Annotated in this window: 22 protein-coding genes and 2 pseudogenes; 13 read left to right on the forward strand and 11 right to left on the reverse strand. The window is 62.2% G+C overall.

The genetic code is table 11. The features are described 5' to 3' along the window. Positions 1-2: 2 nt before the first annotated feature. From RA167_RS03000 to hemL, 4 genes are all read right to left on the reverse strand, one after another. A complete protein-coding gene (locus RA167_RS03000) occupies positions 3-350 on the reverse strand; it encodes a hypothetical protein (RefSeq protein ID WP_076786227.1) in 348 nt (115 codons plus the stop codon). Between the two features lie 483 nt (positions 351-833). Next, positions 834-1,469, reverse strand: coding sequence for a riboflavin synthase (locus RA167_RS03005; protein WP_076786229.1), 636 nt, complete (start codon positions 1,467-1,469; stop codon positions 834-836). Between the two features lie 14 nt (positions 1,470-1,483). Next, positions 1,484-2,632 carry a bifunctional diaminohydroxyphosphoribosylaminopyrimidine deaminase/5-amino-6-(5-phosphoribosylamino)uracil reductase RibD gene (ribD, locus tag RA167_RS03010; RefSeq protein WP_076786230.1) on the reverse strand — a complete coding sequence of 383 codons (1,149 nt, stop codon included), beginning with the start codon at positions 2,630-2,632 and terminating at the stop codon, positions 1,484-1,486. 15 nt (positions 2,633-2,647) lie between these two features. Beyond that, positions 2,648-3,931 carry a glutamate-1-semialdehyde 2,1-aminomutase gene (gene hemL, locus RA167_RS03015; protein ID WP_076787737.1) on the reverse strand — a complete coding sequence of 428 codons (1,284 nt, stop codon included), beginning with the start codon at positions 3,929-3,931 and terminating at the stop codon, positions 2,648-2,650. A 127-nt stretch (positions 3,932-4,058) separates the two neighbouring features. Between hemL and RA167_RS03020 the strand changes: the two genes are divergently transcribed. Beyond that, positions 4,059-5,276, forward strand: a complete 1,218-nt coding sequence (locus tag RA167_RS03020) for a Bcr/CflA family multidrug efflux MFS transporter (RefSeq protein ID WP_076786231.1) — start codon at positions 4,059-4,061, stop codon at positions 5,274-5,276. Between the two features lie 104 nt (positions 5,277-5,380). Here the strand turns inward: RA167_RS03020 and hpaR are convergent, their stop codons facing one another. Next, the gene (hpaR, locus tag RA167_RS03025) at positions 5,381-5,887 is read right to left on the reverse strand and encodes a homoprotocatechuate degradation operon regulator HpaR (RefSeq protein ID WP_076786232.1); all 507 of its coding nucleotides are present in this window, start codon (positions 5,885-5,887) and stop codon (positions 5,381-5,383) included. Positions 5,888-6,096: 209 nt separating this feature from the next. Beyond that, positions 6,097-6,243: pseudogene (locus tag RA167_RS03030) on the reverse strand (sugar ABC transporter ATP-binding protein); the annotation flags it as partial. 411 nt (positions 6,244-6,654) lie between these two features. Between RA167_RS03030 and zwf the strand changes: the two are divergent. The 3 genes from zwf (at position 6,655) to RA167_RS03045 (ending at position 10,781) form a co-directional block, all read left to right on the forward strand. Next, positions 6,655-8,112 carry a glucose-6-phosphate dehydrogenase gene (gene zwf / locus RA167_RS03035; RefSeq protein ID WP_076786234.1) on the forward strand — a complete coding sequence of 486 codons (1,458 nt, stop codon included), beginning with the start codon at positions 6,655-6,657 and terminating at the stop codon, positions 8,110-8,112. Positions 8,113-8,194: 82 nt separating this feature from the next. Then, positions 8,195-8,881, forward strand: a complete 687-nt coding sequence (pgl, locus tag RA167_RS03040; protein ID WP_076786235.1) for a 6-phosphogluconolactonase — start codon at positions 8,195-8,197, stop codon at positions 8,879-8,881. After that, positions 8,862-10,781: a bifunctional transcriptional regulator/glucokinase gene (locus RA167_RS03045; RefSeq protein ID WP_076786236.1), complete on the forward strand. Its 1,920-nt coding sequence runs from the start codon at positions 8,862-8,864 to the stop codon at positions 10,779-10,781. Before pgl ends, RA167_RS03045 begins: the two co-directional genes overlap by 20 nt. Positions 10,782-11,025: 244 nt before the next feature. Here the strand turns inward: RA167_RS03045 and RA167_RS03050 are convergent, their stop codons facing one another. The 3 genes from RA167_RS03050 to RA167_RS03060 are packed head-to-tail and all read right to left on the reverse strand — an operon-like array spanning position 11,026 to position 13,252. Continuing rightward, positions 11,026-11,805 (reverse strand): ABC transporter ATP-binding protein, encoded by a 780-nt coding sequence (locus tag RA167_RS03050; RefSeq protein WP_076786237.1) that lies wholly within the window; start codon positions 11,803-11,805, stop codon positions 11,026-11,028. A gap of 28 nt (positions 11,806-11,833) precedes the next feature. Continuing rightward, on the reverse strand, positions 11,834-12,547 hold the full coding sequence (locus RA167_RS03055) for an ABC transporter permease (protein WP_076786238.1): 714 nt from the start codon (positions 12,545-12,547) through the stop codon (positions 11,834-11,836). A 15-nt stretch (positions 12,548-12,562) separates the two neighbouring features. After that, the gene (locus RA167_RS03060) at positions 12,563-13,252 is read right to left on the reverse strand and encodes an ABC transporter permease (RefSeq protein ID WP_076786239.1); all 690 of its coding nucleotides are present in this window, start codon (positions 13,250-13,252) and stop codon (positions 12,563-12,565) included. An 829-nt stretch (positions 13,253-14,081) separates the two neighbouring features. Here RA167_RS03060 and RA167_RS03065 point away from each other — a divergent pair. Continuing rightward, a pseudogene (locus RA167_RS03065) lies at positions 14,082-14,621 on the forward strand (ATP-binding protein); the annotation flags it as partial. Between the two features lie 75 nt (positions 14,622-14,696). Here RA167_RS03065 and RA167_RS03070 read toward each other — a convergent pair. Continuing rightward, positions 14,697-14,963, reverse strand: coding sequence for a hypothetical protein (locus RA167_RS03070; protein ID WP_076787739.1), 267 nt, complete (start codon positions 14,961-14,963; stop codon positions 14,697-14,699). Between the two features lie 290 nt (positions 14,964-15,253). Here RA167_RS03070 and RA167_RS03075 point away from each other — a divergent pair, with 290 nt between their 5' ends. Further along, positions 15,254-17,023, forward strand: a complete 1,770-nt coding sequence (locus tag RA167_RS03075; protein ID WP_076786241.1) for an ABC transporter permease — start codon at positions 15,254-15,256, stop codon at positions 17,021-17,023. Positions 17,024-17,040: 17 nt separating this feature from the next. Further along, entirely contained in the window at positions 17,041-18,387 is a 1,347-nt protein-coding gene (locus RA167_RS03080) for an AAA-associated domain-containing protein (protein ID WP_076786242.1), read from the forward strand. A 147-nt stretch (positions 18,388-18,534) separates the two neighbouring features. On the opposite strand, the gene RA167_RS03085 is transcribed toward RA167_RS03080, so the two are convergent. Beyond that, positions 18,535-19,590, reverse strand: coding sequence for a sigma-54 interaction domain-containing protein (locus tag RA167_RS03085; RefSeq protein ID WP_076786243.1), 1,056 nt, complete (start codon positions 19,588-19,590; stop codon positions 18,535-18,537). Between the two features lie 346 nt (positions 19,591-19,936). Between RA167_RS03085 and RA167_RS03090 the strand changes: the two genes are divergently transcribed. From RA167_RS03090 to RA167_RS03115, 6 genes are all read left to right on the forward strand, one after another. Then, the gene (locus tag RA167_RS03090) at positions 19,937-21,358 is read left to right on the forward strand and encodes a sigma-54-dependent transcriptional regulator (protein WP_076786244.1); all 1,422 of its coding nucleotides are present in this window, start codon (positions 19,937-19,939) and stop codon (positions 21,356-21,358) included. 128 nt (positions 21,359-21,486) lie between these two features. After that, on the forward strand, positions 21,487-21,750 hold the full coding sequence (locus RA167_RS03095) for a hypothetical protein (RefSeq protein WP_076786245.1): 264 nt from the start codon (positions 21,487-21,489) through the stop codon (positions 21,748-21,750). Positions 21,751-21,941: 191 nt separating this feature from the next. Further along, complete coding sequence (locus tag RA167_RS03100; RefSeq protein WP_076786246.1) at positions 21,942-22,151, forward strand: hypothetical protein; 210 nt, start codon at positions 21,942-21,944, stop codon at positions 22,149-22,151. 151 nt (positions 22,152-22,302) lie between these two features. Then, entirely contained in the window at positions 22,303-23,769 is a 1,467-nt protein-coding gene (otsA, locus tag RA167_RS03105) for an alpha,alpha-trehalose-phosphate synthase (UDP-forming) (protein WP_076786247.1), read from the forward strand. A gap of 2 nt (positions 23,770-23,771) precedes the next feature. After that, the gene (locus RA167_RS03110; protein ID WP_237574347.1) at positions 23,772-24,626 is read left to right on the forward strand and encodes a YihY/virulence factor BrkB family protein; all 855 of its coding nucleotides are present in this window, start codon (positions 23,772-23,774) and stop codon (positions 24,624-24,626) included. A gap of 54 nt (positions 24,627-24,680) precedes the next feature. Continuing rightward, complete coding sequence (locus RA167_RS03115; protein ID WP_076786248.1) at positions 24,681-25,028, forward strand: BON domain-containing protein; 348 nt, start codon at positions 24,681-24,683, stop codon at positions 25,026-25,028. The last annotated feature ends 40 nt before the right edge of the window (positions 25,029-25,068 follow it).

Below are 25,068 nucleotides of genomic sequence, written 5' to 3' on the forward strand. Positions count from 1 at the left end.
GACTAACTGAGCAAGGCGTTGAGGTCATCCACCATGCGGCGCGTACTCGCCTCCGGCAGGCGCGGCATTGGCAGATGTGCCTGAGCCATCAGCAGAAACAAATCCTCGTCGCTCTCGATACCGAGTGCTTGCATCGCCTGGCGGTCGTCAATGCGACCGAGCGAGAAGTCGAGCAAGGTGCGGAAATTTTGGTTGCCGCGGGCTTCGGCCGCTTCGAACGTCTCCACTAGATAGCGAAGTTCGGTGTTAAAAAGCGCATTGACGGACGTGTCCGATTTCGCCGCAAGAACTTTAGCGCGCTTGAGCAGGTCGCGGTCAACCGCGCCCGTGAAGTTAACGGTTTCAGCCATGTTACCTCCATTGAGTTATAGTCATCGTAACACATATTTATGTAAAACACATAACCAAGTGTTGCGAAGCATGGAAGGTCTTGCGGATACGCAGAAAGTGCCCGGATCCTCTTATGATCGAGGGGCGCGTCGCCTATCATCAAAATCAAGCTCGAATTTTGCATCGTGACGGCGAATTTTGCCCCTTCTCGCGTGCCTGACAAAGTGATTTGGTCGTTAAGCCGTGGTCCGACCTGGTAAATTAGCGATACTATTGAGCAGGCCGGTGATTCTAACCACCGTCGCTATGGCGGCAAGTGACTTTAAACCGGCGTTTCGGCGCGTGCAGCAGAGCGGCGACTTAGATTGCGCGTTTGCCGTCGTCGCGATGATCGTCAATACTGCTTTTGAGAAGTGCGCCGCGGGGCTATTGAGCGGTTCGATTCCCTCCCACAGCCGGTTTAGGCGCGACGCCGGCAAACAATAAACTCTTGAAAAATTGGATTACTTCAATGATTTATAGCCGTCCTGAGACGCATTGAGCATCCGCTCCACATAGCGCGCAATCATATCGACTTCGAGATTGACCGCGTCGCCAACGCGCAGGTATCGCAGCGTGGTCATTTGTATCGTGTGCGGGATCACGTTAATCGAGAATTTGCACCCATCGTCCAGATCTTGCACGGCATTGACTGTTAGGCTGACACCATTGACCGTGATCGACCCCTTGTGCGCAAAGTACTTCGCAAGCGACGATGGCGCGACGATGCACAATTCGTGCGATTCGCCTACCGGATCGAAGCGGCTGACCTGGCCAAGCCCATCGACATGTCCGCTGACCAGGTGGCCGCCCAGGCGTTCATGCGCATGCAGCGCTTTTTCGAGGTTCACTTCGCCGGGTTGTGCGAGCCCGGCGGTGCAGTTCAGCGTTTCCCGTGACACATCGACTTCGAACTGCGTCGATGTCTTGTCCACGACCGTCAAGCATGCGCCTTGCACTGCGATGCTGTCGCCCAACCCGACATCGGACAGATCGAGCGTGCCGGCGGCGATCGACAGGCGCACGCCGTCCTTGATGGACGTGCCCAGCGGGGTGACCGATTCAATGCGGCCGATCGCCGCGACGATGCCTGTGAACATACGAGAGAATCCCTTCATTGTGAGCGCGGATCGCCCGTTTGCGGTGCGTTGTCAGATTCGGCCGACACAAGCCTGGCGAGGACCCGTAGATCGTCGCCGATCCGCTCGATCGAATGATATCGGAGCCGCACCCGCCGATCGAGCGCCGGCGGCGGCTCGAGGTTGAACATGCCGGTCGCGTTGCCGAGCAGGGCCGGAGCGATGTAAAGCAGCAGCTCGTCGACGCAGCCTTCGCGCAACAATGAGCCGTTGAGCTTGTAGCCCGCCTCGACATGCAATTCGTTGACGCCACGTGCAGCGAGCAGCCGTAGCGCAGCCGGCAGGTCAACCTTGCCGGACCGGTTCGGCAACGCAATCACTTCGGCGCCGGCCGCGCGCAACGCATGCGCACGCGGGGCGAATTCTCCGTCGTCGCGCGCGCAGATGACCAGCGGTGGCGCGCCGGCTAAAATCCTTGCATTCAGTGGCACGTCCAGACGGCTGTCCACCAGCACGCGCAGCGGTTGGCGAGGCGTGGGCACCGCGCGCACGGTCATCTGCGGATCGTCTTCGCGTACCGTGCCGATGCCGGTGAGGGTCGCGCACGCGCGGGCGCGCCATGTGTGTCCGTCCGTGCGCGCGGCGTTCGACGTGATCCACTGGCTTTGACCGTTCGGCAACGCGGTGCGACCGTCTAACGTCGCGGCGAGCTTGAGTCGCACCCACGGAACGCCACGCGTCATGCGTGACACGAAGCCGATGTTTAACTCTTGCGCCTCGTGCGCAAGCAGTCCGCAGCGCACGTCTATGCCCGCATCGCGCAGGATGGCCAGGCCACGGCCGCTGACCTGCGGGTTCGGATCCTCCATCGCGACGATTATCCGCGCCATGCCGGCTTCGACCAGCGTGTTCGCGCAAGGTGGCGTGCGACCGAAATGGCTGCAAGGCTCTAGCGTCACATAGGCAGTGGCGCCGGCGGGAGTGTAGCCGCGCGAGCGGGCGTCTTTCAGCGCGCGGATTTCCGCGTGGTCCTGTCCGGCCGGCTGCGTGAAGCCTTCGCCAATGACTTCACCGTCCTTGACGAGCACGCATCCCACGCGCGGGTTCGGCGACGTCGTGTATAACCCGCGCTCGGCGAGCACGAGCGCGCGTTGCATCTGCAGGCGATCAAAGTCTGAGAACATGGCAGGGGCCGGTGCTCAGCGTTGCAGCGCAGCGAACACGGTGCGGGCGATTGACAGCGTTTCGTCGATGACCGCGTCGTCGTGCGTGATCGACACGAAGCCAGCCTCGTACGCCGATGGGGCGAAATGCACGCCGGCATCGAGCATTGCGTGGAAGAACGCGTTGAAGCGGGGCACGTCGCAACGCATCACCTCGGCAAAGCTGTGCGGCACTTGCGAGGCGAAATACAGGCCGAACATGCCGCCCAGCGAGTCCGCGCTGAACGGCACGCCCGCGTCGCGCGCGGCGGCCTGCAGCCCACCGGCGAGCCGCGCGCTTTGCTGGGACAGGCGGTCATAAAAGCCGGGCGCCTGAATCTGGCGCAGCGTTTCGAGGCCGGCGGCGACCGCAAGTGGGTTGCCTGACAGGGTGCCGGCCTGGTAGACGCCGCCCAGCGGCGCCAGGTGCGCCATGATGTCGCGCCGGCCACCGAACGCAGCAATCGGCATCCCGCCGCCGATCACCTTGCCCAGGCAGGTCAGGTCCGGCACGATATTGAACAGCTGCTGCGCACCGCCGAGCGCGACGCGAAAACCGCACATGACCTCGTCAAAGATCAGCACGCTGCCGTACTCGGTGCACTGCTTGCGCAACGCGGCGAGGAATTCGGCCGACGCCCGCACGAGATTCATGTTGCCCGCGACCGGCTCGACAATGACCGCTGCGATCTGCGTGCCGAATGCGCTGAATGCTTCGTTCAACTGCTCAACGTTGTTGTACTCAAGCACGGTGGTGTGATGCGCGATGTCGGGCGGCACACCGGCCGAGGTGGGGTTGCCAAACGTCAGCAGTCCGGACCCGGCCTTCACGAGCAGGCTGTCGGCATGGCCGTGATAGCAACCTTCGAACTTGACAATGCGGCTGCGCCCGGTAAACCCGCGGGCGAGTCGCAACGCGCTCATCGTGGCCTCGGTGCCGCTCGAGACCATGCGGATCTGCTCGATTGATGGCATTAGGCGGCAGATCTCCTCGGCGATTTCGACCTCCGCCTCAGTCGGCGCGCCGAATGAGAAGCCCGAGGCGAGCGCGCGCTGTACCGCGGCCAGTACGCCTGGATTCAGATGCCCAAGGATCATCGGGCCCCACGAACCGATGTAGTCGATGTAGCGTTGCCCGTCTGCGTCCCATAAATAGGGGCCGTGCGCGCGTGCGATAAAGCGCGGCGTGCCGCCGACCGAGCGGAAAGCGCGCACCGGCGAGTTGACGCCGCCCGGAATCATGCGTTGGGCCCGTTCGAAAAGAAGTTGGCTCTTGGACATCGAATCCATCCCGCGTTGCAGCAATGACATCCGTGCATTGTACCGGAGCGGCGCGCGCGGCGCCGTCGCGTACAATGAGGTCCTTAATTGATGAAAGGCCGTGTGCGCGGCCTCCCGCAGTCTCTCCATGCCCGATTTTCCGACTGCTCGCCGCTGGCCCGATTGGCGCTTGATTCTCTTGCTTGGCGGGCTCGCCGCGTGTGGCCCGATCTCGATCGACATGTACTTGCCGAGCCTGCCGTCGCTGGCAGTGGCGTTCGACATCAGTGCGTCGGCCGCACAAGTGACGCTGACCAGCTTCATGTTCGGCTTCTCGATTGGCATGCTACTGTATGGCCCATTGTCCGACGCCTATGGTAGGCGCCCGATCTTGATCGGCGGTATCGTGCTGTATGGACTGGCCAGCATTGCCTGTGCGCTAGCGCCGTCGATCGGCTGGCTGATCGCAGTACGCTTCCTGCAGGCGCTGGGCGCCGGCGCTGCGTCGGTGCTCGCGCGCGCGATTGCGCGAGATGCGCATGGCCCCACCGATGCGGCCCGCGTGCTGTCGATGCTGGCCATCGTTACGTCAATCGGGCCGTTGCTCGCGCCGCTGGTGGGCGGGCAGTTGCTACTGCTCGGCGGCTGGCGCGCGGTGTTTGTGTCGCTGGCGCTGTTCGGCGCAGCCTGCGCCATCACGGCGGTGCGCAAGATTCCGGAAACGTGGCCGTCGCACAAGCGGCATGAGAACGCGCTCAGCGCGTCATTCGCCGTGTACGGGCGCTTGCTGACCGACCCGGTGGCATGGGGCCACATGCTCTGCGGTGGCATGGCGTTCGCCGGCATGTTCGCGTACATCACGGCCACGCCGTTCGTCTACATCGATTACTTCCATGTGTCGGCGCAGGCCTATGGGTTGTTTTTTGCGCTGAACATCGTCGGCATCATGGCGGGAAATGTCCTCAATGTACGGCTGGTCGGCGCACTCGGCGCGCTGCGCATGATCTCGGCCTCGTCGCTGGTGTGCTTGCTCGCCTCGCTCGGAGTGTTCATGGCCTGCACCACCGGCTGGGGCGGCCTGCGCTCGATCGTCGCGACGCTATTTTTTGTGGTTAGCGTGGTCGGTGTGCTCGGCGCGAACTGCACAACTGATCTGATGCACCGTTATCCGCGCAACGCCGGTGCAGCGGCGGCGGTGTTCGGCGCGATGCAACTGGCGCTCGGCGCGTTGTCGAGCCTAGCGGTCGGTGCGTTGCAGGATGGCTCGCCACGCGCCATGGGGATCGTGATCGGCGTCTGCGGCGTGTTGACCTATGTCGGATATCAGCTTGTGGCCCGCTCGCACCGGTTACCGGCGATGGGTTGAGTGCCGGCTAGCGGTCGCGTGCCGACCAGCGGCGCGGCAGCGGGAGCGCAGAGCACAGGGGCGCAGCGGCGAAAGGGGCCGGCGACAGCGCGGCCAGGCGGGTTTTAGTCAGCTGTATCGCTCATTGGGCGCTTGGCCCAACGCGACGCATCGCCACCACTGTCAGGGGGGGCATCGCCGGGCAGCGTCTCGATCAACGTGTCCAGCAGGCGGTAGGCCTCGGCGAGTGTCTGCACGCCGATCTTGTTCTCCAATGACCGGTATTGTTCGTCAACCAGCGGGCTAATCCGCTTGACGAGGGCCTGGCTTTGCGGCGTTAGGCTCACGATCACTTTGCGCTGGTCGGACGCGACGCGCGAACGACGGATCAGTCCGTCCCGATCCATCCGTTCAAGCACCCCGGTCAGGCTCGGACTGAGAATGCAGCAAATTTTCGCGAGCTGTCCAGCTTCCATTTCCTGACGCGGATGGTCGTTCAGCGCGCGTATGATTCGCCACTGTTGCTCGGTCAGCGAGAATTGCTTGAGCATCGGGCGGAACATGCTCATGACGCTTTCGCGGGCCTGGAGTAGGAGCATCGCAAGGTTGCGATGGTCGAATTCACCGGTCATCGTCGTGTGGAGTCAGGCGTGTAGCGAAGCGGCTTATTATACGTTCCACGATGCGGTGCTCACGCGCGGTGTCTGATCTTGCCGACAATCATGCCGATCGGGATAACAGCAATGCAGCTGACGCATCACCGGGCGCCGCGCGGCGCAGCAATGCGGGCAGGTGATGCTTATTTGTGTGGGATGACAAAACAATGGTCGTGCGCCAGCCGTCATGCAATGCGCTGCTCGGTCTTTGAGTCGAACAACACCGCCTTGGAGAGGTTGAACAGTAGCGACATGGACTGCTGCGGCCGCGGATCGGAGGCCGGATGCACGCGGGACACCACCCGCTTGCCGTTGACCGGCGAGAAGACCAGCAGACGATCGTCGTGCCCAGGCGCTGGTGCATCACACCGGTGCATCAGCTTGATCTCCGAGCGCTTCTCGATGTGCAACTTCGCATCGAGGTTGGACAGCAGTTCGTCAAATAGGAAGGTGAATTGTGCGCGCACAATGTCCTTTAACATGACGGTGTGCCTGCGCGGCGACTGCTACGCTTCGTGACAAACGGTGTCGAGTGACCATTCGCTTGCTCCTGTCGGACCGCCAGATCGCACGGCAACGGATTGATATAACGAAGTTTTCGTTGCACTAAATGTACCGTTTGCTCAAAATTGTAGCTAAACTACAATTTATCGTCGAAAATATTTTTATCGGGCTACGGCCGATTGCGCGCCTTGCGCGACGGCCTACCCGAGCCAAATTTCCAACGTCACCGTCAACACACAATGCAAGTTGATCCAGGCTTTACGTTCGTCCTTTTCGGCGGCACCGGCGATTTGTCGATGCGCAAGATCTTGCCGGCGTTGTACCAGGCGCACCGCGGCGGCATGCTGCTTGCGGCAGGCAGAATCGTTGCGGTCGCGCGTGGCATCGGCGACCGCAACGCGTACGTGCAATGGATGCACACGCATGTGCGCCAGCACGTGAAGCCGGCCGGCGACGATGCTTCGTGGAACAGCTTTCTCGAGCGAATACTATTCGTGCAGATCGATCTCGGACAGCCGGAGGATTATGCGTTGCTACGCGATGCGATTTCGCCGCTGCCTGGCATTCGGGTGTTCTATTTGGCTACCGGGCCGTCGCTATTCGTGTCGATCTGCCGTGCACTGGCGACTGTGGGCTTGAGCGATGGCGCGCGCATCGTGCTGGAGAAGCCGCTTGGCTATGACCTGGAGTCGTCCAACGCGATCAATGACGCGGTCGGCGAGATCTTCGCGGAAGGCCAGATCTACCGGATCGATCACTACCTGGGCAAGGAGCCTGTTCAGAACCTGCTCGCGCTGCGTTTCGGCAACGCACTGTTCGAGCCGCTGTGGCGCCGAGAGTGGGTCGAGAGCATCCAAATCACAATCGCCGAAGAATTGGGCGTCGAGGGACGGGGCGACTTCTACGACAATACCGGCGCGTTGCGCGACATGGTGCAGAACCACCTGTTGCAGCTGCTGTCGATCGTGGCGATGGAGCCGCCTCACTCGATGGGGGCCGACGCGGTGCGCGATGAAAAACTGCGCGTGCTGCGCGCGCTCAAGCCCGTCGAGCCCCGCGACATCAGTCGCGTTGCGGTACGCGGCCAGTATCAGGCGGGCGTGGTCAAGGGTGCCGCGGTGCCGGCTTATGTGACCGAGCATGGCGTGAGCGCATCAAGCACGACCGAGACCTTCGTCGCGTTGAAGGTCGAAATCGAGAACTGGCGCTGGGCCGGCGTGCCGTTTTTCCTGCGCACCGGCAAGCGGCTTGCCGAGCGCGTTGCGGAAATCGTCGTCAACTTCCGCGCAGTCCCGCACTCGGCGCTCGGTCCAACGGCGCTGCGCAATGGCGCCAATCGTCTGGTGATCCGGCTGCAGCCCAACGAATCGATCCGGTTATATTGCCAGGCCAAGCAGCCCGGTGAGGGGATGAATTTGCAAAGCGTGCACTTGGATCTGGCGTTCGACCAGTTCTTCAAGGAAGATCGCATGGAAGCCTACCAGCGCCTGTTGTTGGACGTGATCAACGGCCGGCTGGCGTTGTTCGTGCATCGGGACGAGCAGGAGGCGGCATGGAAGTGGGTCGAGCCGATCTTGGACGAATGGGCTCGTCCCGGCACGTCGCCCAAGCCGTACGCGGCGGGGACGTGGGGACCGGCTGCAGCGAGCGCGATGCTCGCCCAGCATGGTACATGCTGGCTCGAAGAAGAGAACTAGCAGGCACGCCACGCTTGTTTGAATCGCAGGGACCGGCCCGCCCGCAATGTCGGTGGGCGGTCGAAGGGAGTACGGAGGAGAAGTGATCGAGCTTCACGCTTTTGACGATGCGCGCGCCCAGCAGGACGCGCTGTCGCAGGCGGTCGGCGATGCGTTGCAGTCGTCGCTGGCCGCGCGTATCGGCGCGGCTCGTGCCACGCTCGCGGTGTCGGGCGGCACGAGCCCACGGCCGTTCTTGCACGCTTTGTCGCGGCGCGCGCTCGACTGGACGCGCATCGACGTCACCCTGGTCGACGATCGTTGGGTCCCGCCAATGCATGCCGACAGCAACGCGCGACTCGTGCGCGACACGTTGCTGCAGCACGCGGCGCGCGAAGCAGTGTTCCAGCCGCTGGTAGACGTCGACCAGGCGCCTGCCGCCCACGTCGCGGCACTGAACGCGGATGCCTCGCGCGCACTGCCCGACGTGGCCGTGCTCGGCATGGGCGAGGATGGCCACACGGCGTCGATCTTCGCCGATGCGCCACAGTGGGATCTGGCTACACGGACCCACGAGCGCTATGTACTGGTCCAGCCGCGGCAGGCGCCGCATCTGCGGGTCAGCTTGTCGCTGTCGGCACTCAGGCAAATCGGCCGGCTGTTTCTGTTAGTCTCCGGGCAGCGCAAGCTGGACGTGCTGCGCGCCGCGATCGAGCATCCACAACACAACGCCATCTCCAAGCTGGCCAACGATACGGGAGTCAACGTCGATGCCTACTGGTGCGCCTAAGGCAGTGCTCGCGCGTGAGAGTCCACATCCGGATGGCCCGCGGCTGCTTGCCGACGTAGGCGGCACCAATGCGCGCTTCGCACTGGAATTCGGACCGGGGCAGATTGACGATATTCGTGTATACCCTTGTGCGGATTATCCGGGCATCGCCGCTGCGATCCGCAAGTTCCTGAAGGACAGTAAGATCGGTCGCGTGAACCACGCGGCCATTGCGATCGCTAATCCCGTCGATGGCGATCAGGTGCAGATGACCAACCGTAACTGGAGTTTTTCGATCGAGGCCACGCGTCGCGCATTAGGCTTTGATACGCTGTTGGTGGTCAACGACTTTACCGCGTTGGCGATGGCGCTGCCGGGTCTATCCGATGCACAACGCGCGCAGATTGGCGGCGGCGTACGCCGGCACAACAGTGTGATCGGGCTGCTCGGGCCGGGCACGGGTTTGGGCGTGTCAGGCTTGATTCCCGCAAACGACCGCTGGATCGCGCTGGGCAGTGAGGGCGGACATGCCACCTTCTCGCCGCAGGACGAGCGCGAGGATCGGGTGTTGCATTATGCGCGCAAGAAGTGGTCGCATGTGTCGTTCGAGCGAGTTTGCGCAGGACCGGGGCTGGCACTGATCTACCGCGCGCTTGCCGCATGCGAGAACAAACGGTTTGGCCCGCAACTCGAGCCGGCTGACGTGGTGCGGCGCGCGCAGGCGGCCGAGCCGCTCGCGCTGGAGGCAGTGGAGTGCTTCTGCGCAGTGCTTGGCACATTTGCCGGCAATCTCGCAGTCACACTCGGCGCGCTGGGTGGCATTTATATCGGCGGCGGTGTCATCCCACATCTGGGCGAGTTGTTTTCGACTTCGCCGTTTCGTGCACGGTTCGAGGCGAAGGGCCGTTTCCAGGCGTACCTGGCGAACATCCCGACCTTCGTGATCACCGCGCAATATCCGGCCTTCCTCGGCGTGTCTGCGATCCTGGCCGAGCAACTCGGGCATCGTGCCGGCGGCGGATCAGCCGTGTTCGAGCGCATCCGGCAGATGCGCGACGTGCTCACGCCGGCCGAGCGGCGCGTAGCTGACTTGGCGTTGGACCACCCGCGCTCGATCGTCAACGATCCGATCATCGACATCGCGCGCAAGGCCGATGTGAGCCAGCCGACCGTGATCCGCTTCTGTCGCTCGTTTGGCTGCCAGGGACTGTCCGACTTCAAGCTGAAGCTGGCCACTGGCCTGACTGGCACGAACTCGGTTAGCCACAGCCAGGTCCACCTGGGCGACTCGGCGACCGACTTTGGCGTGAAGGTGCTCGACAACACCGTGTCGGCGATCCTGCAGCTGCGCGAGCATATGAACTTCGACAACGTCGAGCGCGCGATCGACATGCTGCACAGCGCGCGGCGCATTGAATTCTACGGCCTGGGCAATTCGAACATCGTCGCTCAGGATGCGCACTACAAGTTTTTCCGCTTTGGCATCCCGACCATTGCATACGGCGACCTGTACATGCAGGCCGCGTCTGCCGCGTTGCTGGGCAAGGGCGATGTGATCGTCGCCGTCTCTAAGTCCGGCAAGGCGCCGGAGTTGCTGCGCGTGCTGGAGGTGGCAATGCAGGCTGGCGCGCAAGTCATTGCGATCACGTCGAGCAACACGCCGTTGGCCAAGCGTGCGAGCGTCGTGCTGGAAACGGACCCTATCGAGATCCGCGACTCGCAGGTGTCGATGATCTCGCGCGTGTTGCACCTGCTGGTGATCGACGTCTTGGCGGTCGGCGTCGCGATCCGGCGCGCGTTACCTGACGTGGGCATGCAGCAGGTGGTCGAGGCGGTGCGCGGGCATACCGACGAAGACGCCGCGGCGGTGCTGGACTGGCTCAGTCACGGCGCGGCATTGGAGCGGCGTGATACGCAATAAAAACGGTGCGGTCCATACGAATCAGCACCGATACGCGCCTCTGGCCGCCGCGAGAAACCCTAGTGCCGTTCCGCGTTCGCCACGCCGGCGTGGCGGCGGCTCCATCTGTCGTTGTCGTGCCAGCCGGTCAGAACACGTGCTGAATGTCCGCGTAGACGCCGGCCCAACCGCGGAGCGTTGTTGGTCACCGCACTTGCAGATCGATCGACACCCAACCGGTTGCTGGGGACGAGCCAACCGATGGCTACTTCAGGCTGCCGGACAGGAATTGCTTGAGCCGCTCGCTCTTTGTGCGGCCGAATACCTCATCCGGCGGCCCTTGTTCCTCGACGCGGCCTTGATGCAGGAACATCACATGGCTTGACACGTTGCGCGCAAACGCCATTTCATGCGTTACGACGATCATCGTGCGGCCTTCTTCGGCTAGCGTTTGCATCACCTTCAGCACTTCGCCGACCAACTCAGGGTCCAACGCCGAGGTCGGCTCGTCAAACAGCATCACATCCGGGTGCATTGCCAGCGCGCGGGCGATGGCCACTCGCTGCTGCTGCCCACCGGACAGGTGCGACGGGTATTTCTTCTCGACCGATGCGCCGAGTCCAACCTTGTCCAGGTACTCGCGCGCCCGCTCCTGCGCCTGCGCGCGCGACAGGCCCAACACGTGCACGGGTGCCTCGGTGAGGTTTTCCAGTACCGTCATGTGTGACCACAGGTTGAAGTGCTGGAATACCATCGCCAGCTGGGTGCGCACGCGCTGCAACTGCTTGGCGTCGGCGACTTTCAGGTTGCCGGCGCGATCCGGTGCGGTCTTGACCTCGATGCCGTCCACATAGATCCGGCCCGCATTGGGCTGCTCCAGAAAGTTCACGCATCGCAGGAACGTGCTTTTGCCGGAGCCCGACGAACCGATGATGCTGATCACATCGCCGGCCTTGGCCTCGAGCGAAATACCTTTGAGTACCTCCTGGCTGCCATAGCGTTTGTGCAGATCATCAACGAACAACTTAGACATGGGCGAATTCATCGCGTGTTGAGCCTTTCACGGATTGAACTTATTGACCTTGCGGTCGTAGGTAGGCCAGCCAGCGCTGCTCGGCGCGCCGAAATAGACCCACCAGTGTGAACGAAATGCCCAAATAGAGCAGCGCGGCAATGCCGAACGCCTCGAACGATTGATACGTGGCCGAGTTGACGTCGCGTGCGATCTTCAAGATGTCCGGCACCGTCGCGGTGAAGGCGACCGTGGTGGCGTGCAGCATCAGGATCACTTCGTTGCTGTAGTACGGCAGCGCCCGGCGCAGCGCCGAGGGCAGGATCACGCGCCGGTAGAGCGCGAAGCCGGACATGCCGTACGCGCGCGCGGCCTCCATCTCACCGTACGGCGTCGCGCGGATCGCGCCGGCGAAAATCTCGGTGGTATAAGCACAAGTGTTCAGCGTGAACGCCAGCAGGGTGCAGTACATTCCCTGCCGGAAGAACGCATTGAGAAAGTCGTGCGAACGCACAAGCTCCAGACTGTAGATGCCGGTGTAGCACAGCAGCAACTGCACGTAGAGCGGGGTGCCGCGGAATATATAGGTATACAGCCAGACCGGGACGCTGATCCACCTGTGTCGAGATACGCGCGCGACCGCAAGCGGAATCGACAGGCAGAAACCGATGCCAATCGACACGACCAGCAGCCACAATGTGATGGCCACGCCGGTGATATTGTAGCCATCGGTGAACAGATAGGCTTTCCAGTAGGTATGTAGCAGTTCGATCATTGTCGCGACCGGGTATCAAAGATCCGCACGGCGAACGCCGGTTGAATAGCGGCGCTCCAGGTACAGCAACACGACGTTGGAAAGCGTCGTGATCGCCAAATAGATCACGCCGGCGACGATCGTGAAAAAGAAAAAGCGCATCGTGCCCTTGCCGGCGTCCTGCGACGCCTTGACCACGTCGGCAAGGCCGATGATCGATACCAGCGCGGTCGACTTGACGAGCACCTGCCAGTTATTGCCGATGCCGGGTAACGCAAAGCGCATCATCTGCGGGAACATCACCCGCGAAAACGCTTGCCAGCCTGTCATGCCGTACGCCGCCGCCGCCTCCATCTGGCCGCGCGGCACTGACAAGAATGCGCCGCGGAATGTCTCGGTGAAGTATGCGCCGTAGATGAAACCCAGCGTGAGTACGCCGGCGGTGAATGGGTCGATGTCGATCTGGTCGATCTGCATCAGGTCGGTCAGGTGATTCAGCCAGATTTGCATGCTGAAGAACACCAGTAGCATCAGCACCAGGTCGGGCACGCCGCGGATCAGCGTGGTATAGACTGTGCTGACCACGCGCGGCACATGGCTGCGCGAGAGCTTGGCCGCGGCGCCAAGCAGTCCGATTACGAAGGCGACCGCGAGCGATAGCAGCGACAACTTGATGGTTTGCCACGTGCCCGCTGCGATGACCGGGCCATACCCTTGCAGGAACATGGTGAAGTCAGTAGTCTAATGATGGGTCGAATATTCGGCGCAATTTGGGACGCCCGCCTATGTTAGGCGGCCAACAATGCGCGCAACGCGATGCCGGTACGCAGGATGTCTGCGTGATGCTCGGTACGCGAAGGGCGGTATTCTAACTCAATGGCGCACGAGGGCCGCCAGGCAGCGGGGCGGGCCTGGCAGCGCTGCGCCGGCTAGGCAGGGGCGATGACTCGGGCTGCGCCTTAGTGGCGGCCGGCACGGCATCTGGGGCGAGCCATGCGCGTCGTGCGTGCCCCAGCCGCTCGCGCATCTTCGCCCGCCTCTGCGCCATTCGTGCCCAGTGCGTTTTTAGTATGACGCTGACGGTCGTTTTTTTACTGATCGTTTAGCGCAGTGTAGACGTTCAGTCACGCGGCTACGGTTTGCTCATGTAGTTGTTCGCGCTGTGCGGCGAGGCGCTGCTGCACCGCGTGCAGCGCGTTCAGATTGATGATGCTTTATTGCAAGGCAGCATGGATTTGTTGCGTCATTTGCTGGTGCAACCGGCGTTGTTCGTCGCGGTTGTACTTCATGACCGCCATTGCACTTTGCCACAGTCTGTTCTGTTCGGCGCTCAGATGCAGCTTGACGCGTAGCGCGGCGAGTTTGCGCTCGACGCCGCCGCAGTGCTGGATCGAATGCGCACCGGTGGGGCGTGGAGCGGATGGGATTGGCGGCGCAGCATGCCATGTGAGCGCGAGGTCATCGTGTTGGGATGGCTTAACAATTTCATTTGGGCTTCTGACGAGAACGGAAGCGCCGGGCCGGCTAGGTGCCAGACACGGGAAATGGCGTTCGTTCGCGCGGCTTCAATACAATGGTCAGCAATCTCGCGCAGACCGACAACGACCGCAATGTGATGCTTGCTGGCGTTGCGCACGATTTGCGCACGCCGTTGGCGCGGTTGCGGCTGCGCGCCGAGATGCTCGACGAATGCGACCGTATCGCGCGGACCTATCGCGCGGTGTGGCCGTCGGCGGACGCGGTTCGCGCCGACCTGCGTGCGGGGCCGCACTTCATGCTGCCGGCTGCGACACTGGAGCGCGTGCTGTCCAACCTGCTGGACAATGTACAGGCCTATGGCGCGCCGCCCATGGTGATCAAAACCGCCCGCACGACGCGAGGCTTTACGTTGACGGTCAGCGACCAAGGTGGCGGCATTTCGCCCCAGGATCTGGTCAATGCAAGCCGTCCCTTCGTGCGCCTGGACCCGGCGCGCGGCGGCAACGGTCATAGCGGGCTGGGGCTGGCTATCGTCGAGCGACTCACGAACCGGCTGGGCGGCGAATGCCGGATCGGCAATCACGAGCGCAGCGGCCTGCGCGTCGAACTGGAGTTTCCGGCTCAGTCGGGCGCCGCGCAGGTCTGCTCCCCCGCGACGTGCATCCCCGCACATGGGGACGGCGTAACTGCGTCAATTACCGAACAGGGTATTCAATGCCGCAGCAGCTTCGCTGTCGATTGTGTTGTACGTGACGCTGTTAGCCTCAAAGATATAGTGCGTGGTGTACTTGCCCAGCCGTGACAGAATCTCCTCCTGGATCACGTCGGGCGCCGCGTCGAACTTCAGATACCACGCGGTCGACGATAATCTCGTCTGGAAGGCGCCGTATTCGGTCATCAGCGCGTCGAACTCGTGGGCGTCTTGGTCACGGCAGATGATGACGAGATTTCCTTTCATGCGGCCTCCTGCATTCATTCAGTGACCCATCATGATAACCGTTAATGGCCGCCGCGCCGCGCTGCGTGTGCAGTGCGGAAGGTAAGTGGTGCAGCTGGGCCACCTGGGCTGCGTGGCGCGCGTGCCGCATTCGCGCCACGGTGGAACAAGTCAAATACGTTAAAAGGTTGTAACGGTCATGGTGCTTGGTGTAGTGTCGGGGCGGTCTTGAAATGGGCAGCGTTTGCCATCGCGCTGTGGTGCGGCGGCGCGGTCCATCCGCATGCCCAGAGCGCCGGGGAGTTTGTCTGATGGATTTCGGTTTCAATTTCGGTTTTCGCTTCGATCCGAAGCGTGACGCCGCGGCGTCCGCGTGGCGCTTGTTGCCCAATCGGTGGGATTTCGTGGCCTTTCCGCTGATTATCGGCCTGATCGCGATGGCCGCGATCGGCTTCGAGCAGACAATGGCGCCGATCTCGACGCTGAAGGCTCAGGCGATCTCGCTAAGTCCGATGTATTTGCCGGAATATGCGCTGCGCACCACGTTGCGGATGCTCGCCGCGATGCTCGCCGCGTTCGTGTTCACGCTCGCCTACGGCACGCTTGCCGCAAAAAGCCGGCGGGCGGAGAAAGTGCTGGTGCCGATGCTGGATATCCTCCAATCGGTGCCGGTGCTCGGCTATATCTCGTTTACGGTCACCTTCTTCATTGCGCTGTTCCCGACGCGGGTTGCCGGGGCGGAGTGTGCAGCGATCTTCGCGATCTTCACCAGCCAGGCCTGGAACATGACGTTCAGCTTCTACCAGTCGCTGCGCACGGTGCCACGCGACCTGGACGAAGTGTCGCGCGGCTTTCACCTGACGGGCTGGCAGCGCTTTTGGAAGCTCGAGGTGCCGTTCTCGATGCCGGGCCTGATCTGGAACATGATGATGTCGATGTCCGGCGGCTGGTTCTTCGTCGTCGCGTCCGAGGCGATTACCGTTGGCAACAACACGATTACGCTGCCCGGCGTGGGTGCGTACTTGGCGCAGGCGATCACCGAGCGCAACCTGCCGGCGATTGGTTGGGTGATCTTGACGATGACGCTTGTGATTCTCGCCTACGACCAGTTGCTGTTCCGGCCGCTGGTCGCGTGGGCGGACAAGTTCCGCATGGAGAACACTGCGTCGGCGAGCGCGCCCCAATCTTGGCTGCTCGACCTGGTGCGCCGCACTCGGTTGATTCACCAGTTACTGGTGCCGGCCGGATGGCTGTTCGCGCGCATGGCGCGATTGCCGCTGCGTTGGCGCAAGCTGCCGCTGGTCGGGCCCGCGGTGAGGCCGCATCGCCAGCCCTCACGGCTTGGCGATCTCGCCTGGGGCGCTTTGGTGCTGGCTGGCACCGCGTACCTGTTGTGGCGCGTCATCGACTATGTCAGCACCGGCGTGACGTGGGATGAGGTTGGGCATGTGCTCGCGATGGGATGCATTACGCTGGTGCGCGTGCTGGTGCTGATCGCGATTGCCTCGATCGTGTGGGTCCCACTGGGCGTGCTGATCGGCTTGCGCCCAGCGCTGGCCGAGAAGCTTCAGCCGCTCGCGCAGTTTCTGGCGGCGTTTCCGGCCAATCTGCTGTTCCCGGTATTCGTGATCGTGATCGTGCGTTTCGGGCTGAACCCGGACATCTGGCTGTCCCCGCTGATCGTGCTGGGCACGCAGTGGTACATCTTGTTCAATGTGATTGCCGGCGCGAGCGCGTATCCGAACGATTTTAAAGAGGCTGCGACCAACTTTCGCATTCGCGGCTGGCAATGGTGGCGTCAGGCGATGCTGCCGGGTATTTTCCCGTACTATGTGACGGGCGCGATCACGGCCTCCGGCGGCGCGTGGAATGCGAGCATCGTGTCCGAAGCGGTGCAATGGGGCGATACACACGTGGTCGCGCATGGGCTCGGTGCCTACATTGCGCAAATGACCGTGGACGGTGATTATCGCAAGATCATTCTCGGCATCGCGGTGATGTCGTTGTTTGTCACACTTTTCAATCGCTTGTTGTGGCGCCCGATGTACGCCTACGCCGAGAACAAACTGCGCCTGGATTGATCGATACGGTGGTTGCTATGCAAAATCCTACGAATGCCGCTGCGCCGGTAACGGCAGCGCCCGCCATTCGCGCGCCTGCGCCCGACGCTGTCCTTTTGTCCGTTGACCACGTGCGGCGTGGGTTCGAGAAGACCCAGGGCGAGCTGCTGGTGCTCGACGATGTCAACCTGTCGATCCGCGAGGGCGAGATCGTCGGCTTGCTCGGGCGCTCCGGCTCGGGCAAGTCCACGCTGCTGCGCATCATTGCGGGGCTGATTTCGCCGTCCGGGGGCGAGGTGACCTATCGCGGCCAGCCGCTGCGGGGCCCAGCGGAAGGCGTCGCGATGGTTTTCCAAACCTTTGCGCTGTTCCCGTGGCTCACCGTGCTGCAGAACGTCGAAGCGGGCCTAGAGGCCCAGGGCGTACCCGCGCGCATCCGGCGTGAGCGCGCGCTGGCCGCAATCGATCTGATCGGGCTGGACGGGTTCGAGAACGCGTACCCGCGCGAGCTGTCCGGCGGGATGCGACAGCGCGTGGGCTTTGCCCGTGCGCTGGTGGTGGATCCGACGCTGCTGCTGATGGACGAACCGTTCTCGGCGCTGGACGTGCTCACCGCCGAGACGTTACGCACCGACATGCTCGATTTGTGGACGCAAGGCCGCATGCCGATCAAGGCCGTGCTGATCGTCACGCACAATATCGAAGAGGCGGTGTTCATGTGCGACCGGATCCTGGTGCTGTCGTCCAATCCGGGGCGCGTGCTAGCCGAGATCCAGGTGCCGTTCAAGCATCCGCGCAACCGGCTCGATCCGGCGTTCCGCCGTCTAGTCGATGACATCTACGCGAAGATGACGGCGCGTCCGAGCGCTGGCGCGCCGCGCAAGGGCCTGGAGCTGCATAGCTGGTTGCCACACGTGTCGACCAACTTGATGGCTGGCCTGATCGAGACGCTGGCGGCCGCACCTTACCACGGCCGAGCGGACATGCCCGAGATTGCTCGCACGCTGCATCTGGAGGTCGACGATCTGTTCCCGATTGCCGAAGTGCTGCAATGGCTCGGCTTTGCCGACGTGCGTGAGGGCGATATCTTCCTGACACCGCCGGCCCGTGTATTTGCCGAATGCGGCACGCAGGAGCGCAAGATGATGTTCGCCGATCATCTGCTGCGCCACGTGCCGCTGGCGGCGCGGATCAAGCGGGTTCTCAATGAACGGCCTGGCCATCGGGCGCCGCGGGTGCGTTTCGAACAGGAACTCGAGGACTACTTGTCGGACAGTGCCGCGGAGGAAACGCTCGACGCGGTCATCAATTGGGGCCGCTACGGTGAGATCTTTTCATACAATGACCAGACGGAGATCTTCAGCCTGGAGGACGTCGAATCCTGATTGCGGCGGCTATGGCAGCGGGCATTGGGCAGGGCCGCCGCGCCCCGCGCGCGGCGGATTGGTTTCAGACGCTGCAACGGTAGGCGCGACCCGCTCGTCGGGTACGCGCGGCAAACAATGGGAACAGTGGTAAGCAGGATAAACTGCTCAGCCTTCGTTGCTCTCGGGCGAGTCCGCGCACGCCTGCGCCTCATACGCGCCCAGACGGTTGTATAGCGTCTTCAAGCTGATGCCAAGCGTTTGGGACGCGCGCCGCTTGTCACCGCCGCAGTGCTTCAGCGTCGCCAGGATGATTTGCTTTTGCGCATCGGCAAGCGGCGTGCCGATCCAGACGCTCATCGCATCGCCTTGCAGCACTGGCTTCTTGACCCGCGACGCCAGGTGCGGATGCTGAATCTCGACGGTTTTCTCCGCCAGAATGAACGCACGATAAACTGCATTTTTCAATTCGCGCACGTTACCCGGCCACGAATAAGTGCGCACCGTGTCAAGCGCGCGCTTGCTGAATGTCTTGCTGGTATTTTCCTGGGTGTTTAACTCGGCCAAAAAATACTGCGCGAGCAATTCGCGATCGCCGTTGCGTTCGCGCAGCGGCGGCGCGCGTAACGGGAAAACCGCAAGCCGGTACATCAGGTCTTCGCGCAGCCCGTTTTCCTTGACCGCGGTGGCCGGGTCGCGATTGGTCGCGGCGATCACGCGCACGTTGGCGCTGATCAACTCGTTGCCGCCGACCCGATAGAACGTGCCGGTCTCCAACGCACGCAGCAGCTTGACCTGACGCACCGGCGACATCTCGGTGACCTCGTCCAGAAACAGCGTGCCGCCGTGCGCATGTTCGAAGTAGCCGATGCGGCCTTGCACGGCGCCCGTAAAGCTGCCCTTTTCATGGCCGAACAACTCGGCCTCGATCAGGTTGTCCGGGATGGCGCCGCAATTGACCGCGACGAACGGGCCATTCTTGCGGTGGCTGGCGTCATGGATCGTGCGTGCGATCAACTCTTTGCCGGTTCCAGACTCGCCGACGATCAACGCGGTCGCGTCGGTGGCCGCGACCCGCTCGATTTGCTCGTATAGACCCAGCATTGCGTCGGACGAGCCATACAGCAGGCCGAACGACTTCAGGCCCGGCACCTTCGGGTGCGGGATGGTGCGTGAGTACTGTTCATCGGACGCTACTGGCGCGTCCGCCTCGCTTAACGACATGGTGTAGGGCTTTCTGGTGCAAAGAACCTATTTAACCACCTGCGCCAACTCAGCGGCAATTGCTTATGCTGAAGCGTCAGCCGTTTTGGCGTAAACGAATTGTGTTTTGAGCGCTCGACCGGAAGCGGTTACACTGGGGGCCCCGAGCGTGTCGATTATTCTTTGTAATCAACTTTACGCACCGAATAAGACTTCTAAATAGCATTATTACGCGGTTGGCGTAATAGTCTTGGATGAGGCGCGCAATTTTTTCAAATTGGCAGGCGGCACGTCGCATGCGCGTTGACGCGCAACGTCCGTGGGGCTGCCGACTTGCCGCTTATTTTCCGGACACGATTCCTTTCTCATGCCGCATATACTGATAGTCGATGACGACCCCAATTCCCGCAACGCATTGGCGGAGATCATCACGGGCGATGGTCTGACCATTGCGATGGCCGGCGACGTGCGTGAGGCGCGTATCCAGATCGTCAGGCAGGTGCCAGACGTTGTCTTTACCGACTTGAAGCTGCCGGATGGCAGCGGCGTGGACTTGTTCAACGATCTGGATCTGCGCTCCGGCGTAGAAATCGTGGTCATTACTGGGCACGCCACCGTGGAGTCCGCGGTCAGTGCGCTGAAAATGGGCGCAACGGATTACCTCGTCAAGCCGATCAATGTGCAACGGGTCAAGGCGATCCTCGCCAGGATCCCGCGTACCGGCGACCTGCGCGCCGAGATCGGCACGCTGCGTGGCGAACTGCGCCGCTTTGGGCGCTTTGGCCTGATGCTAGGCAATTCGGCGGCGATGCAACAGGTTTATGACCAAATCAACCGGGTGGCGCCGACATCCGCTTCGGTGCTGCTGGTCGGTGAATCCGGCACCGGCAAAGAAGTGGCCGCGCAGACCGTGCACGAGTTGAGCTTGCGGCGCAAGCAGGCGTTTCTGGCTGTCAATTGCGGCGCGGTGTCGCCGACGCTGATCGAGTCGGAAATGTTCGGTCATGAGCGGGGCGCGTTCACTGGTGCGGACCGACAGCACAAAGGCTATTTCGAGCGGGCCAGCGGTGGTACGTTATTTCTGGACGAGATCACCGAGATGCCGATCGAGTTGCAGGTTAAGCTGCTGCGCGTGCTCGAGACGGGCGTATTCATGCGGGTCGGCACCACTAAGGAAATCGAGACCGACGTGCGGCTGATCGCGGCGACCAATCGCGATCCCGAGCAGGCGGTACTCGAGGGCAAGCTGCGGCTGGATCTCTATCATCGGCTGAACGTATTTCCGATCAGCCTGCCGCCGCTGCGCGAGCGCGGCAAAGATGTCGAGTTGCTTGCGCAGAGCTTTTTGGACGAGCTCAACCAGCGCTACGGCACGGACAAGCACTTTCCGCCTTCGGTCAAGGAAACCATGCTGTCGTACACGTGGCCTGGCAATGTGCGTGAGCTTAAGAACTACGTGCAGCGCGCTTACATCATGGCGCCGGCTGATTCGTCTGCGACCGCATCGGTACCGCTGCAGATCTCGCTGTCTAAGCCGTCCGCCGGCACTGCGGTGACCATCCCGTTCGGCACATCGCTGGCCGACGCGGACCGTCAACTGATTCTGGCCACGTTGGAGCAATGCGGTGGCGTGAAGACGCGGGCTGCAGAGATCCTCGGCATCAGTTTGAAGACGCTGTACAACCGCTTGGTCGAATATGGCGATGACGCGCGCCACGCATCAGGCGAGGATGCCGGCGACAGCGATGAGGCGCCGGAGAACGTCGGGGCGAAGTACACCGGTAACTGACGAATAGGCTTAGCCGATCGATGAACAGGCGCCTGGGCGTGAGCGGGACTGATCGGCGGGTTCTTTGGCAGGGGTAGCCGGCATACGGGTTGCTGGTTCCCTTATCGTCTCCTTCAAGGAAGCGATTTATGTCAACGCTCAAATGGCGCGCCCATGCGCCGCAGCCCGATCCGCTTACGCCCACGCCGCCGCATCCGCCCGAGGTGCCACCGCCGGACATGCCACCGGACGAAGCGCCGCCTGATCCGACGCGTGATCCACCCGGGCCCGATATGCCGCCGATCGGCGATCCACCGCCGCAAGGCCCGGATATGCCGCACGTGCAAGCATCGGCGTTCCACGCGTCTGGTCAACGTCACCTGTGCGGGCGGCCCGCGTGGCTCAATGGCTGACGCACACATTGACCAGGGGGATGGGCGCCGCCGACCCCGGCCGCGGCGCCCATAAGACCGCTCTGCGCACCTGTTGCTGTAAGGATTACAACCCGGGGCGTAACGTTTACCCCACCACGCGAAGGCGGCGCGAAAGCTCAGCCGCAGGGGTGGGTACAATCAGGGACCATGCAGTGCAAGTTGGAGGCGCAATGAGCCGACCAAACACGCAAGCCGGCCAATGGCCGGACCGGTTGCCGTCCACCGGCACGGGTAACGCGGGCGACCACGAAGACAACATATCGGCCGGGCAGAACCGGCCTGCACCTGACGCGCCGGCAGATGGCGTCGCCAACCAGGGCGGCGCCCGCCGTGCCGGCTTGGACTATCATCGAGAAATAGGGACAGAGCAGGACGCGTAACACGATCGCGGTCATCCTGCTGGAAACCTACCCATTGCGCCTTTAGGGGCGCGGGCCGTGCTCGGCCTTTTTGTGCATTGCAACATTAGGCACAAAATTTGCATGCTGGTGTCGATGATTTCATTTAAACAAACAGCAGGTGGCAATCCCTATGAGCAGATTGATCGTGGTATCCAATCGGGTCGCCCCGGCACAGGAGGGCCGTCCCGCGGCCGGAGGTCTGGCAATCGGCGTCTATGATGCGCTGAAGGAGGCCGGCGGCGTATGGTTTGGCTGGAATGGCGAGATCGGCGGTGAAGCGGGTAAGCCAACAATCGAGACCCGGGGCAACGTGACCTACGCAACGGTCGGCCTCAGTCGGCGCGACTATGATCAGTACTATCGCGGTTTTTCAAACGCGACGTTGTGGCCCGCTTTTCATTATCGGAACGATCTGACGCGGTTCGACCGCGCCGACTACGAAGGCTACATGCGCGTTAACGGGATGCTCGCCCGGCAATTGCAGAAGCTGGTTCGGCCGAACGACCTCATTTGGGTGCACGACTACCACTTGATCCCGTTCGGCAAGGCATGCCGCGAAATCGGCATGCGCAATCCGATTGGGTTTTTCCTGCATATTCCATTTCCGGCACCCGAGGTACTGCATACGATCCCGCCATACGCCACGCTGCTCAAGGCGCTGTGCAGTTACGACGTGGTCGGCTTCCAGACGAGCAGCGACTTGCAGTCTTTTACCGACATCGTGCAGCGCGAATGCGGCGGACAGTTGCTCGGCAACGGGATGGTCCACGCGTTCGACCACCGGTTCAAGGTCGCTGCGTATCCGATCGGCGTGTACCCGGATGCCATTGCGAAAGCCGCGCAGCAAAACGCCAGCCGCAAGCAGGTGGTCGGGCTGCGCGACAACATGCGTGAGCGCAAGCTGATCATCAGTGTAGACCGGCTCGACTACTCGAAGGGGCTTGCCGAGCGGTTTCAGGCATTCGAACGGCTGTTGCTGGATTCGCCAAGCCTGGCTGGGCACGTGTCACTGATGCAGATCGCACCGCCTACGCGTACCGACGTGCAAAACTACCAGTCGATTCGCAAACACCTGGAGGCGGAGGCGGGCCGGATCAACGGTCGTTTTGCACAACTGGACTGGACCCCGATCCTGTACTTGAACCGTAACTATGAGCGCAACCTGCTGATGTCGCTGTTCCGCGCGGCCCAGGTCGGATGCGTGACGCCGCTGCGCGACGGCATGAACTTGGTGGCCAAGGAATACGTCGCAGCACAAGACCCCGCCGATCCTGGCGTGCTTGTGTTGTCGCAGTTTGCCGGTGCTGCGGACCAATTGCCGGGTGCATTGATAGTCAATCCGTTCGACCTAGTGCAAGTCGCCGACGCGATGCGCCGCGCGTTGTCGATGCCTTTGGTGGACCGGCAACAGCGGCACCAAGCGATGATGGCAGTATTGCGGCAGAACGACCTGTCTGTATGGCGTGATTCATTCATGCGCGATCTGCGTGAAGTGGTGGACCGCGACGACGCGTTGACTTTGCGCGTGATGGCGCAGCAGGCGACGTTCGCCCGACCCGGTGTGCCGGTGCGGTTGCCTGTCAGCACGTTGTCTTGACGATGCGCTCGCGCGCGATGGATCTGCTGGCTTGGGTATCGGATCCGGTCACGCACTGGATCAAGGACCGCTGTCCGACGATGGCGGCATCGATCGCTTTCTATACGGCATTCTCGCTCGCACCGACGCTAGTCATTGTCATCGTGGTGGCCGGGTTTTTTTTCGGACAGGATGCGGTGCAAGGCCGGTTGTTCGGCGAAATACGCGGCGTGGTTGGCGACGAAGCCGCACAAGGCGTGCAGGCCATCGTGGCGAACGCGTGGCACGCCGATATGGCAACGCGTACGACTACGGTGTCGATTCTGGGTATCGTGATCGGCGCATCCGCTACGTTCTCGACGCTGAACAGCGCGTTGAACGCGATCTGGCCGGTGCCGGAACCCGATACGCGCGCCAGCCTGCTCAGCCTGGTGCGGGTGCGCTTGATCTCGTTTGGCTTGGTGCTTGGCGTGGCATTCTTGATCGTTGTGCTGCTGATTTTAGACACCACGATCAGCGTGATTGGGCAATGGTTCTGGGGACCGCAAAGCGCTTCGTACCGGATAGCGAATGCAGTGCAGCACGTGGCCACACTCGGTTCGCTATGGCTGGCATTCTCCGCGATGCTGAAGTTCGTCCCCGATGCGTCGATCCAATGGCGCGATGCGTTCGCGGGCGGCTTGGCGGCGGCACTGCTGTTCTCCAGCGGCAAGAATATCTTCGCGTTCTACTTGGCACATGCGGGCACCGCCAATACGTTTGGCGCTGCGGGCTCCCTCGCCGTGCTGCTGATGTGGCTGTATTTCTCGTCGTCGGTGTTCCTGCTCGGCGCGGAGGTGAGCGCGACCGCCGCGCGCCGACGCAATGACGCGCATTAATCGTGGGTACGATCCTTGCAACCCCCCCTTGCCACTTCAATCCAGGAGAAGACGATGCAAACGACACGATGGATCCGCGTTGCCATTGGCATAATCTGTGCAGCTCATGTGGTCGGGCTGGCCGCCCAAAGCGCGGGCAGCAATAGGGCCGCGCCATTGTCGGGTTCCGAAACGCTCAGCGAGAAAATCAGTGATGGCGCTATTACCACGAAGGTCAAGGCTGCATTGCTGAACGCGAAGGGCGTGAAAGGCTTTCAAAATATCCACGTGAAGACCACGGCTGGCGCGGTGCGCTTGACCGGGACAGTACCCAGCCGTGAGGTGAAGGAAGCTGCTGCCGATGCGGCTAGAACGGTTGACGGTGTGACCCACGTGCACAACGACTTGCACATCGCGAATTAAGGCTATTGTGACATGCAGTCAGATACCGCATGGTGACTGC

The organism is Mycetohabitans endofungorum, from assembly GCF_037477895.1.
In the GTDB taxonomy this organism is placed as follows: domain Bacteria; phylum Pseudomonadota; class Gammaproteobacteria; order Burkholderiales; family Burkholderiaceae; genus Mycetohabitans.

Coding starts and splice junctions, on each gene's coding strand:
- RA167_RS03000 (WP_076786227.1), bottom strand. CDS start 350: ATGGCTGAAACCGTTAACTTCACGGGCGCGGTTGACCGCGACCTGCTC.
- RA167_RS03005 (WP_076786229.1), bottom strand. CDS start 1,469: ATGTTCACAGGCATCGTCGCGGCGATCGGCCGCATTGAATCGGTCACC.
- ribD (WP_076786230.1), bottom strand. CDS start 2,632: ATGTTCTCAGACTTTGATCGCCTGCAGATGCAACGCGCGCTCGTGCTC.
- hemL (WP_076787737.1), bottom strand. CDS start 3,931: ATGTCCAAGAGCCAACTTCTTTTCGAACGGGCCCAACGCATGATTCCG.
- RA167_RS03020 (WP_076786231.1), top strand. CDS start 4,059: ATGCCCGATTTTCCGACTGCTCGCCGCTGGCCCGATTGGCGCTTGATT.
- hpaR (WP_076786232.1), bottom strand. CDS start 5,887: ATGACCGGTGAATTCGACCATCGCAACCTTGCGATGCTCCTACTCCAG.
- zwf (WP_076786234.1), top strand. CDS start 6,655: ATGCAAGTTGATCCAGGCTTTACGTTCGTCCTTTTCGGCGGCACCGGC.
- RA167_RS03045 (WP_076786236.1), top strand. CDS start 8,862: ATGCCTACTGGTGCGCCTAAGGCAGTGCTCGCGCGTGAGAGTCCACAT.
- RA167_RS03050 (WP_076786237.1), bottom strand. CDS start 11,805: ATGAATTCGCCCATGTCTAAGTTGTTCGTTGATGATCTGCACAAACGC.
- RA167_RS03055 (WP_076786238.1), bottom strand. CDS start 12,547: ATGATCGAACTGCTACATACCTACTGGAAAGCCTATCTGTTCACCGAT.
- RA167_RS03060 (WP_076786239.1), bottom strand. CDS start 13,252: ATGTTCCTGCAAGGGTATGGCCCGGTCATCGCAGCGGGCACGTGGCAA.
- RA167_RS03070 (WP_076787739.1), bottom strand. CDS start 14,963: ATGAAAGGAAATCTCGTCATCATCTGCCGTGACCAAGACGCCCACGAG.
- RA167_RS03075 (WP_076786241.1), top strand. CDS start 15,254: ATGGATTTCGGTTTCAATTTCGGTTTTCGCTTCGATCCGAAGCGTGAC.
- RA167_RS03080 (WP_076786242.1), top strand. CDS start 17,041: ATGCAAAATCCTACGAATGCCGCTGCGCCGGTAACGGCAGCGCCCGCC.
- RA167_RS03085 (WP_076786243.1), bottom strand. CDS start 19,590: ATGTCGTTAAGCGAGGCGGACGCGCCAGTAGCGTCCGATGAACAGTAC.
- RA167_RS03090 (WP_076786244.1), top strand. CDS start 19,937: ATGCCGCATATACTGATAGTCGATGACGACCCCAATTCCCGCAACGCA.
- RA167_RS03095 (WP_076786245.1), top strand. CDS start 21,487: ATGTCAACGCTCAAATGGCGCGCCCATGCGCCGCAGCCCGATCCGCTT.
- RA167_RS03100 (WP_076786246.1), top strand. CDS start 21,942: ATGAGCCGACCAAACACGCAAGCCGGCCAATGGCCGGACCGGTTGCCG.
- otsA (WP_076786247.1), top strand. CDS start 22,303: ATGAGCAGATTGATCGTGGTATCCAATCGGGTCGCCCCGGCACAGGAG.
- RA167_RS03110 (WP_237574347.1), top strand. CDS start 23,772: ATGCGCTCGCGCGCGATGGATCTGCTGGCTTGGGTATCGGATCCGGTC.
- RA167_RS03115 (WP_076786248.1), top strand. CDS start 24,681: ATGCAAACGACACGATGGATCCGCGTTGCCATTGGCATAATCTGTGCA.